The 9823-nt window shown below is 37.5% G+C and carries 12 protein-coding genes; 6 read left to right on the top strand and 6 right to left on the bottom strand.

Annotated features, from left to right (window positions below; genetic code table 11):
- The coding region (locus ACR2MV_RS13150) for a metallophosphoesterase family protein (protein ID WP_434022387.1) at window positions 1-263 on the bottom strand (263 nt) is incomplete at its 3' end.
- 51 nt (window positions 264-314) lie between these two features.
- Here ACR2MV_RS13150 and truA point away from each other — a divergent pair.
- Together truA and ACR2MV_RS13140 are read left to right on the top strand one after the other, a co-directional pair.
- The gene (gene truA / locus ACR2MV_RS13145; protein WP_434022386.1) at window positions 315-1064 is read left to right on the top strand and encodes a tRNA pseudouridine(38-40) synthase TruA; all 750 of its coding nucleotides are present in this window, start codon (window positions 315-317) and stop codon (window positions 1062-1064) included.
- A gap of 2 nt (window positions 1065-1066) precedes the next feature.
- Window positions 1067-2848 carry an ABC transporter ATP-binding protein gene (locus tag ACR2MV_RS13140; RefSeq protein WP_434022384.1) on the top strand — a complete coding sequence of 594 codons (1782 nt, stop codon included), beginning with the start codon at window positions 1067-1069 and terminating at the stop codon, window positions 2846-2848.
- A gap of 7 nt (window positions 2849-2855) precedes the next feature.
- Here ACR2MV_RS13140 and ACR2MV_RS13135 read toward each other — a convergent pair whose 3' ends face one another.
- From ACR2MV_RS13135 to ACR2MV_RS13120, 4 genes are read right to left on the bottom strand one after another with little or no spacing between them, the layout of a single operon-like run.
- Window positions 2856-3638: a diadenylate cyclase gene (locus ACR2MV_RS13135; RefSeq protein ID WP_434022383.1), complete on the bottom strand. Its 783-nt coding sequence runs from the start codon at window positions 3636-3638 to the stop codon at window positions 2856-2858.
- 29 nt (window positions 3639-3667) lie between these two features.
- Window positions 3668-4339 carry a hypothetical protein gene (locus tag ACR2MV_RS13130; protein WP_434022381.1) on the bottom strand — a complete coding sequence of 224 codons (672 nt, stop codon included), beginning with the start codon at window positions 4337-4339 and terminating at the stop codon, window positions 3668-3670.
- Window positions 4330-5160: a dihydropteroate synthase gene (gene folP / locus ACR2MV_RS13125; protein WP_434022380.1), complete on the bottom strand. Its 831-nt coding sequence runs from the start codon at window positions 5158-5160 to the stop codon at window positions 4330-4332. The genes ACR2MV_RS13130 and folP overlap by 10 nt, the downstream gene beginning before the upstream one ends.
- 13 nt (window positions 5161-5173) lie before the next feature.
- Complete coding sequence (locus ACR2MV_RS13120; protein ID WP_434022379.1) at window positions 5174-5758, bottom strand: TIGR00730 family Rossman fold protein; 585 nt, start codon at window positions 5756-5758, stop codon at window positions 5174-5176.
- Between the two features lie 117 nt (window positions 5759-5875).
- Here ACR2MV_RS13120 and ACR2MV_RS13115 point away from each other — a divergent pair, with 117 nt between their 5' ends.
- The 3 genes from ACR2MV_RS13115 to crcB are packed head-to-tail and all read left to right on the top strand — an operon-like array spanning window position 5876 to window position 7900.
- Window positions 5876-6412: a DUF1599 domain-containing protein gene (locus ACR2MV_RS13115; RefSeq protein WP_434022378.1), complete on the top strand. Its 537-nt coding sequence runs from the start codon at window positions 5876-5878 to the stop codon at window positions 6410-6412.
- A gap of 7 nt (window positions 6413-6419) precedes the next feature.
- Window positions 6420-7523 carry a BT_3928 family protein gene (locus ACR2MV_RS13110; protein WP_434022376.1) on the top strand — a complete coding sequence of 368 codons (1104 nt, stop codon included), beginning with the start codon at window positions 6420-6422 and terminating at the stop codon, window positions 7521-7523.
- A 5-nt stretch (window positions 7524-7528) separates the two neighbouring features.
- A complete protein-coding gene (gene crcB, locus ACR2MV_RS13105; RefSeq protein WP_434022374.1) occupies window positions 7529-7900 on the top strand; it encodes a fluoride efflux transporter CrcB in 372 nt (123 codons plus the stop codon).
- A 5-nt stretch (window positions 7901-7905) separates the two neighbouring features.
- Here crcB and ACR2MV_RS13100 read toward each other — a convergent pair whose 3' ends face one another.
- The gene (locus tag ACR2MV_RS13100) at window positions 7906-8508 is read right to left on the bottom strand and encodes a DUF1684 domain-containing protein (protein WP_434022373.1); all 603 of its coding nucleotides are present in this window, start codon (window positions 8506-8508) and stop codon (window positions 7906-7908) included.
- A 119-nt stretch (window positions 8509-8627) separates the two neighbouring features.
- On the opposite strand from ACR2MV_RS13100, the gene ACR2MV_RS13095 reads away from it, so the two are divergent.
- Window positions 8628-9818, top strand: coding sequence for an MDR family MFS transporter (locus ACR2MV_RS13095; protein ID WP_434022371.1), 1191 nt, complete (start codon window positions 8628-8630; stop codon window positions 9816-9818).
- Window positions 9819-9823: the final 5 nt, after the last annotated feature.

The raw sequence follows: 9823 nt of genomic DNA, 5'->3' as shown, positions 1-9823 counted from the left end.
GGGTATCCTCCAATATGCGTCATCCAAACGCTGACATTTTCCGCCATAAATTTATTGTCCAAAGGGAATTCGGCGCGAATATCCTTGTTGTCAATATTTCCATACACGGCCCTTAAGTCGCTCACTTTCTGAATTGCTGTGCTTACTTCTAATGAACCTATGTCTCCCGCATGCCATACTTCATCTGCCTGTGAGCAGTAATTTAGAATGTTTTCATCGATAAAACTGTGAGAATCTGATAGTAGTAAAATTTTAAGCGCCAAAGTAGAATTGATTTAATTAAGTATCTTTGTGGGGCGTAAAATTAGAGCTTTTTGAGATACTTTATTGAACTTTCTTACAATGGTAGAAACTACCATGGATGGCAAATTCAACCCAATGAAATTTCGATTCAGGAAACCATTGAAAGGGCATTGTCATTATTGTTAAAAAATAAAACCTCCATAGTAGGATGTGGAAGAACCGATACAGGGGTTCATGCCAGTCAATTCTTTGCACATTTTGATGCAAAGCACGAAATAGATAAAGAAAAGTTAAAGTTCAAACTAAATTCTTTTTTGCCGGATGATATTGCTATTTTTCAAATTGTAAGTGTCATTGAGGATGCTCATGCCAGGTTTCAAGCAGTATCAAGGAGTTATCAATATAAGATTTCTTTAGTGAAGGATGTTTTTCAAAAAGAGTTGAGTATGGAAGTTTCGCAGGCAGTTCTCAATGTTGAATTGATGAATAAGGCTGCGAAAATGCTCATGGATTATTCTGATTTTAAGTGCTTTTCGAGAACAAAGACGGATGTGAAAAACTATTTATGCGACATCACTGAGGCCTATTGGGAACAAAATGAAGACCAGCTGGTTTTTACGATTAAGGCGAATCGGTTTTTAAGAAATATGGTAAGAGCTGTGGTTGGGACACTTCTCGAGGTTGGTAAAGGAAAAATGAGTATCGAAGGTTTTCAAAACGTTATTGAGTCAAGAGACCGAACCCGGGCGGGGGCTTCAGTAAAGGCCAAAGGATTGTTTTTGACCTCCGTGGAATATCCGAATCATATTTTTAACAAATAAATATGTCTGAAAAGAAAGAAGATAAGAAAGTCATAGGAAAGGTATATGATGTGAAGCTTTTTAAGCGTCTAATGGCCTATGCCAGTCATTATAAATTACAGTTTAGCATTTCTGTAATAGCTGTGCTTTCGGTGGCTATGCTTGCGGCCATACGGCCCATTCTTTTGAAGGATATCATTGATGACTATATATTTAACAAGGATGCAGAGCAATTGGTGTTTTTCACCTCGATTATGGTGCTGGTACTTGTTTTTGAGGTATTGTTTCAATTTCTGTTTATTTATTTTGCCAACTGGCTTGGGCAGAATATTATCAGAGACATGAGAACTCAGCTTTTTAAGCATTTGCTGCAGTTTAAAATGAAGTATTTTAATACTTCTGCGGTGGGAAAGTTGGTAACCCGAGTTGTGTCTGATATCGAAACCATTGCAAGTGTTTTTGGTCAGGGATTGTTTATGATTATTAGCGATCTTTTGAAAATGTCCGTGATTGCGGTTGTGATGCTTTGGATGAATTGGAGACTGGCCTTGATTGTATTTGCCATTTTACCCATTCTGATTTTTGCAACCAAAATTTTTCAAAAAGCCATGAAAGGCGCTTTTCAGGATGTTAGAACAGAAGTAGCCAACCTCAACAGTTTCGTTCAGGAACGTATTACCGGCATGCGTATCATACAGCTTTTCACGCGTGAAAAAATAGAATATGATAAATTTAAAAGTATCAATGACAAGCATAAAAAGGCCTGGATCAGAACGGTTTGGTATAATTCAATTTTTTTCCCGATCGCTGAAGTACTTCCATCTATTGCCATTGGACTGGTAGTTTGGTACGGAGGTCTAAATGCTGCAACAAGTGATTCGGTTACGGCTGGGCAAATCATCAGTTTTATTATGATGAACAATATGCTCTTCAGACCCTTGAGGCAAATTGCCGATAAGTTTAATACCCTTCAAATGGGGATGGTTGCTGCGGAGCGCGTGTTTAAAATTGTCGATGCGAATGAATCAGAGATTGACACTGGTACCGTGCCTATAACGACCTTTAAAGGGAAGGTTCAATTCAAAGATGTTCATTTCAGTTATATTGATAATGAGGAGGTAATTAAAGGAATTTCTTTTGAGGTGAAACCCGGAGAAACAGTAGCAATTGTTGGAGCAACCGGAGCAGGTAAGTCCACGATAATAAATCTCCTTAATCGATTTTATGATATAAATAGCGGTAGTATTTCTATAGATGATGTGGATATTAAGAACTATAACTTACATCAATTAAGAGATCAGATAGCGGTCGTTTTACAAGATGTTTTTTTGTTCTCAGATACCATATATAATAATATAACACTGAAAGATACTTCCATTTCGATGGAAGAAGTTCAAGCACAGGCAAAAGTAATTGGTATTCATGATTTTATCATGTCCTTACCCGGTGGATATGGCTATAACGTGAAAGAAAGGGGAGTTATGTTGTCGGTGGGACAAAGGCAATTGATTGCCTTTTTACGCGCCTCAGTGAGCAAGCCTGGTATTTTGATTTTAGATGAGGCGACTTCATCAATCGATTCTTATTCTGAAAAGTTGATACAGGAAGCGACAGAAAAATTGACAAAAAACAGAACTTCTATCATTATTGCCCATAGGTTGGCGACTATTCAAAAGGCTGATAAGATCATTGTAATGGAAGATGGGCTGATTGTTGAGCAAGGAAGTCATACAGAGCTATTGGATAAAAAAGGTCATTATAGTAATCTCTATAACATACAGTTTCTTCAAAAGCAAGCGAGTTAAAAGGAAGCTAGGCAAGATCGTCTTTGACCAACTCAGCTAGTTCAGCAAAATCTTCGTAGAGTATAAAGGCACCATTATTTATATAAGAGACTTGTCCTGATTCTTCTGAAACAATGAGTGCCAAGGCATCTGTTCTCGTTGTTATTCCTAGTCCGGCTCTGTGACGCAATCCAAAATGAGCAGGAATTTCCACTGTATTTTCTATAGGTAAAATCACCCTACTGGCCGTAATGGTATCATTTTCAATAACGATAGCCCCATCATGCAGGGGGCTGTTTTTATAAAAGATACTTTTCAAAATAGGTTTATTCACCTTGATTTCCATTTCATCTCCCGTCATTTTGACAAATTCCAAACTGTTATTTCTCTGCAGCACGATCAAGGCACCAGTTTTAATCTTACCCATTTCTTCACAAAAACTAACAATATCATCAATCTGACTATTGGCAGCAATCTCGGTTTTAAAAAATTTGAAATGCTTTAAAATCCCTTTTTTGGAGGCAAAATTTGTAGAACCTACCATCAGTAGAAACTTTCTTATTTCTTGCTGAAAAACAATGATTAACGCAATAAATCCACCCCCTAGAAAATTACCGAGAATATCACTTAAGAGCTCCATTTCAAGAGCTTGCGTGAGTTTCCAGATGAGGTAAATGATGGCGATTCCAATAAAGATATTTATCGCAGCTGTTCCACGTATGAGTCGGAAAATATAGAAGAGTAAGACAGCAACTAAAACAATATCCAGGATGTCTAGAAAGCCAATGTTTAAAAAATTAAATTGATCCAATTCTGAGCGAGTTTTTGTAAATGTATGAATTATTTTACAGTATCAAAATATTCAATTGAATCGCAGCGAATGTCATAAGCATTCAAATAAACTTTTGCCTCAAGATAGGTCTGGTACTGTGTATCGTCCTGATATTTCAAAAGGACTTTAAGCTGTTCTCCTTGTTCGCAAGGTACTTCTTTAGCTATTATTTCGGGCATTTCGACAAGCGGATAACTTCTTCCTTTGATTAAAAACTCATCTTCAAGTAATTCAAGAACCACCGAACATGATCTTCGCTCCACTTCTTTTATCAATTGCAGGGAATCTGAAACAAATTTGGTCCTTGGAAACAGCAACAATGAGATGCTTTCAGACTCAGTGTCCGCATAACTGAAGTAACTTTTCATGCCCCCTTTTTTATGCATGGAGTCCTTGTATTTATTTTTCTGCATGTTGATTAGAATAGGCACTACTTCCTTCATAGGAAGCCTTCTGTCCATATTATAAATCCAGTGGGTGTTTATGATCTTATTGTTCTTGTTCAGATCAGCCATTTTTTTACCCTTGTCATTTTTCATAAAAACCCAAATACTGGAATGATTTTGAATTTCTGAAATTCCTGGTAGATCAATTAAAGGAAGTTGAACCTCTTTTTTTTGACAGGCAGTGAACAGCAGTAAGACTATTAAGCCCGGAAAAATAGTTTGTCTTAATGGCATGATCCAGTTTTTTCGAAAATTAAAATGGCTTCCCGAGCCTCTTTGACGTCGTGCACTCTGAGAATTTTCGCCCCTTTTTTAAGTGCTATCATATGAGCCGCTGTGGTGGCATTTAGGGCCTGGACGGCAGTGCTGTTAAGAGGTTTGTACAGCATCGATTTTCTGGATAAACCTACTAAAACAGGCAAGTTAAACGTATTTAACAGGTCCATTTTTTGCAATAATTCAAAGTTTTGATTCAGGGTTTTGCTAAATCCGAATCCAGGGTCGATAAGTATATCATTGAGTCCCAGTTGACGCAGTTCGAATATTTTTTTTGAGAAATAATGAATCATATCTTTTAACAGATCTTCATAGGTTGTGTTATTCTGCATATTTTGCGGAGTTCCAATCATGTGCATGATACAATAGGGCACCTGTAAATTGGAAACAGTGGCAAACATGTTTTTGTCCAAACCACCGGCAGAGATATCGTTGATCAGACCGGCACCCTCATAAACGGCCTCTTTCGCAATCTGACTTCTAAAAGTGTCTATCGATAAATGAATACCTGGAAATGTTTTCACAAGCAGTTTAACCATAGGCAGCAATCTTGACATTTCTTCTTTTTCAGAGATATGATCGGCATTAGGTCGTGAAGAGTAGGCTCCAAGATCGATAAAAGTGGCTCCTTCTTCCAGCATTTTTTCAACCTGATTCAGAATCTCTTTTTCTGATTTATAGCGTCCACCATCGTAAAACGAATCCGGGGTCACATTCAGGATTCCCATAATCTTTGGCCTGGTCACATCGAGGAGTTGTCCTTTACAATTTAGCAGCATAGATTTATACGATTTACTTAATGACAACGGTGTTTACTACTTTACTCAGTTTAGGTGCTTGATATAATCGCATTTTCGCAATAAGATCATCTATGGATTCACTGACCATGATCATTTCTCTATTCTCTTTTTTAAGGAAACCTTCCTCCACCATATGATCCAGTTGCAGAAGGGTATGTTTAAAGAAATGGTTGGTATTTAAAATGCCAATGGCCTTATTTTCAATTCCCAGTTGCCCTAAGGTAAGGGCCTCAAAGATTTCATCCAAGGTGCCAAAACCGCCCGGAAGAGCAATGTAACCGTCTACCAGTTTCGATATCTTCACCTTTCTTTTTGACATTTTTTTGGTTACGATCATTTCGGAAAGATCGGTATGTGCCACCTCTTCATGTTTCAACAGACCAGGAATTACACCTATTACTTCAGCATTCGACTTGATCATACGATTGGCAATGGCTCCCATGATCCCGATTTTCCCTCCTCCGTAAACAAGTCCAATATTGTTCAAAGCGAAATAATCGGCTAATTTCTCTGCCGCTTGGGCATATTCTTTATTGAACCCTCTACTGGATCCGCAAAACACTGCAATTCGTTTCATATTAAGGGCTTTGATTGATGATTGATTTTGTAAAAATAAGGAAACCAAGGATATTATATCATGAGTTTTTTATAAATTCGTTTCCGTAAAAATAAACATTCACGCTGATATAATTTTATGCAAAATACATCAAAAGAATATGATGCTATAACGGCCAAATGCCGTTCCCTTTTTATGAATAAAATGAGTGATTACGGAAGTGCGTGGCGAATTTTAAGATTACCATCACTGACCGATCAGATTTTTATCAAGGCTCAAAGGATACGACAATTACAAGAAAATTCTGTTAGAAAAGTGGATGAAGGAGAAATGTCTGAATTTATCGGGATCATCAATTATTCGATTATGGCGCTTATTCAGTTGGAGAAAGGAGTGGTTGAGCAACCAGATCTGGATGTTGATCAGGCCGTTGCACTTTATGATAAGCATATAAAAGAGACCAAATCACTTATGGAGAACAAAAACCACGATTATGGTGAAGCCTGGAGGGATATGCGAATAAGTTCTCTGACAGATTTGATTCTTCAAAAATTGCTAAGAGTGAAGCAAATTGAGGACAATGAAGGTAAAACAATTGTTTCTGAAGGAATCGATGCGAATTATCAGGACATGATTAACTATGCTGTATTTGCCTTGATATTAATGAAAATTTAATTATTTAATGATGCAATTATTGACACATGTCATACGGGTTTTTGTAGCAGTGACCTTTATTTTTTCAGGTTTTGTGAAATTGGTGGATCCTTTGGGTTCGGCCTATAAATTCGAAGAATATTTTGGAGCCGATGTGCTGAATCTGGAATTCCTTAGTCCATTTGCGTTGCAGTTTTCCATTTTGTTGATCCTGGCAGAAATTATGTTGGGTGTGATGCTCCTGGTAGGTTTTAAATCAAAAATTACCGTGTGGAGTTTATTTTTTATCAGCCTGTTGTTTTTGTTTTTAACATGGTACTCAGCTTATTATGATAAGGTTACAGATTGTGGATGCTTTGGAGACGCCATCACTTTGACTCCTTGGGAAACCTTCTATAAGAATGTGATATTGATCGTTCTAATTCTGGTGTTGTTGCTGAGAATGTATGATATACAACCCATTTTATCAGATAGTTTTGCCCAACGAGTTAGCTTGATTTCCTTATTGGTGTTTGTGGGAATTGTCATTTATGTTTTGAGGTATTTACCCATTATTGATTTCCGGGCTTATGCTGTTGGAAAAAGTATCCCGGAAGGAATGCTGATTCCGGAAGATGCGGAAAAACCTGTTTATGAGGATACATGGGTCTATAATGTGAATGGTGAGGACAGAACCTTTACAACTGAAGAGAAACCATGGAGCATTGAAGGAGCGACTTTTGTTGACAGAAAGACACGAACCTTGGTTGAAGGGTATGTACCTCCGATTCACGATTTCACGATGGAAAGAGATGGGGAAGATATTACCGACTTGTTGATGGCCAAAGAGAAGCTCATGCTTATTGTGGCTTATAATTTGAGTATGACCAGTGACAAGGGTATGATTAAAATCAAAGAACTCGCAGATCGCGCCATGGAAAGCGGCTATTCTGTATATTGTTTCTCGGCTTCCACACAAGAAGATTATGAGAAGCTAAAGTCCGAATACAAGCTTGATTTTGACTTGCTCTTTTGTGATGAAACAACCTTAAAGACCATTATACGTTCTAATCCAGGGGTCGTTACTCTCAATAAAGGAGTCATCACTGGTAAATGGAGTTGGAGAAGAGCGGAAAAAATAACTTTTAAATAAAGACCGTGAAACAGGTGTTATTGGTATTTCTTGGAGGAGGTTTGGGCAGTGTTGCACGCTATTGGCTTAGTCTCAGATTGAATAATTTTGAGAATGCCATTCCCTTTGGAACCTTACTGGCGAATATTCTGGGTAGTCTGATCATCGGTTTTATTTTAGGCTATTCAGCCAGAAATGATTTTTTAAGTGAAAATCATTCTTTGTTGCTTGCTACAGGATTTTGCGGTGGCTTCACAACCTTTTCAACCTTTGCCTACGAAAATCACCTTTACATCAAGTCAGGTGATTATTTTGGCTTTTTACCTTATATGATCGTGACTTTTGTCCTATCGATATTAGCCGTTTTTTTGGGAATGTATCTGGCTAAACTGGTGTGAACTGCTTAGTCATGAAATGATTTGACACCGGCCTTAATGGCGAGGTCCAGATCATTTGTTTTAGGAGGAATCGGACAGGAATACTTTTCGTTATAAGCACAGTAAGGATTGTATGCCTGATTGAAATCAATAATCATGCTGTCTCCTTCCGGAAGTGACAGATCAATATAACGACCACCTCCATAACTTCCATTGCCATTGGTCAGATCCGTGAAAGGCAGAAACAAATAATCTTCATATTCCGGTGTGAGCACTAATTTTTCGTTCTGGTAAATCTCGAGTGTACATTTTTTGCCCATAATTTCAAAATGAGCCGTAGCATATAATATATAAACAGGTAGCCTGTCTGTTGTGGTTTTCATAGCAAAAGGTTCGCTATCCTTGTGAAAAGTAAGTTGGGCATTTACTATAAAACTGCTGTCGATCGGGTAGAATTCCAGTCCTTCAAATTCAGCCAGATCTTCTTCTGTCAAAGGAGATTCTTCTTTGCTGGAAAATTCTTTATTTAATTTCTGCTGAAATTTTTTAGCACTTTTATATTCTTTTGATTCCTGAGCAAAGGAGACCGCTGCAAGAGAGAGGCAAAGAATCAATAATTTGATTTTCATAAGGAATGTTTTAACCAAATATACCTTAAAAAAATTGAATATTTATCTTTCTATACCTGTATCAATTTTTATGATTTTATAAATACAATGTCAATAAGTATAAAACATATCTTTACAGGATGTTCGAAAAGTTAATACTTCCATATAAAGGTTTATCTAAAGAAGTTTGGTTAATGGCCCTGACTACTCTGATTAACAGAACAGGAGCTATGGTCTTGCCTTTTATGTCTTTATACCTGACAAATTTTTTAGGTTTTTCTAAAGGACAGGTAGGATGGGTGTTGACTTGTTATGGAATAGGTTCCTTGATAGGCGTGTTTGTAGGTGGTAAATTAACCGATCGCATTGGCTATTACAAAGTGATGTTTGTGAGTTTGTTTTGCACCAGTCTGGTATTCTTTGGCTTGCAGTTTATTTCTGACTTTTATGCTTTTTGTCTCGGTATTTTTGTCCTGACTACTTTCGCCGATACCTTTCGGCCAGCCGTCTGGGTGGCCTTGGACGATTATAGCAAACCCGAGAACAGAACACGCTCTGTAACATTGATCAGGCTGGCTATAAATTTAGGATTCTCCATGGGGCCGGCTCTGGGCGGTATCTTAATTACCTATGTGAGCTATCGTAGTTTATTTTGGGTGGATGGACTCACTTGTTTTGCGGCAGGACTGGTGATTTTATTATTTTTAAATCAGAAAAGTGCGGTAAAAACAAGGGAAGAACAAATGAGTACGAAACAATTATCCCCCTATAAAGACAGTCATTATTTAATTTTCTGGTTTGCCTTGTTTTTGATTGGATTTACTTTTGTTCAGTATTTCTCAACCATTCCGCTCTATTATAGTCAGCGTTTGGGATTGGAAGAGGATAAAATTGGGTTGATGTTAGCCATGAATGGTCTGTTGATTTTTTTGACAGAAATGCCGGTGGTAAATACGCTGGACAAAGGGAAATTGGACAATTTGAAAATTGTGATTGCCGGTTCTTTTTTATTGATGTTTAGTTTTCTCATACTCAACATGGGGAACTGGTTAGGTTTTGCAATTTTTGGAATTATATTGATGACTTTTGGTGAAATGCTGGGCTTTCCTTTTTCAAATTCATATGCACTTGACCGATCCAAAATGGGACGTCAGGGGGCTTATATGGCACTTTATAGTATGTCTTTTTCTGTAGCTCATATCTTGGGGCCAAATATCGGTATGCAGTTTTCTGAAAGATTTGGTTTTGAATCTACCTGGTATTTGATGGGAGTCACCTGCCTCGTTGCAGCTATCATTCTTATTTGGCTTCAAAGAAAAGAGCAGTCTTAAATGAT

This window comes from Lutimonas sp., assembly GCF_051011215.1.
Taxonomy (GTDB): domain Bacteria; phylum Bacteroidota; class Bacteroidia; order Flavobacteriales; family Flavobacteriaceae; genus Lutimonas.
Note: the sequence above shows the minus strand (reverse complement) of the source record. Positions and strands in the feature narration are given on the sequence as shown.

Excerpts from the sequence above, each read along its gene's own strand:
- ACR2MV_RS13140 (WP_434022384.1), top strand. The coding sequence starts at position 1,067 with ATGTCTGAAAAGAAAGAAGATAAGAAAGTCATAGGAAAGGTATATGAT.
- ACR2MV_RS13130 (WP_434022381.1), bottom strand. The coding sequence starts at position 4,339 with ATGCCATTAAGACAAACTATTTTTCCGGGCTTAATAGTCTTACTGCTG.
- folP (WP_434022380.1), bottom strand. The coding sequence starts at position 5,160 with ATGCTGCTAAATTGTAAAGGACAACTCCTCGATGTGACCAGGCCAAAG.
- ACR2MV_RS13120 (WP_434022379.1), bottom strand. The coding sequence starts at position 5,758 with ATGAAACGAATTGCAGTGTTTTGCGGATCCAGTAGAGGGTTCAATAAA.
- ACR2MV_RS13115 (WP_434022378.1), top strand. The coding sequence starts at position 5,876 with ATGCAAAATACATCAAAAGAATATGATGCTATAACGGCCAAATGCCGT.
- ACR2MV_RS13110 (WP_434022376.1), top strand. The coding sequence starts at position 6,420 with ATGATGCAATTATTGACACATGTCATACGGGTTTTTGTAGCAGTGACC.
- ACR2MV_RS13100 (WP_434022373.1), bottom strand. The coding sequence starts at position 8,508 with ATGAAAATCAAATTATTGATTCTTTGCCTCTCTCTTGCAGCGGTCTCC.
- ACR2MV_RS13095 (WP_434022371.1), top strand. The coding sequence starts at position 8,628 with ATGTTCGAAAAGTTAATACTTCCATATAAAGGTTTATCTAAAGAAGTT.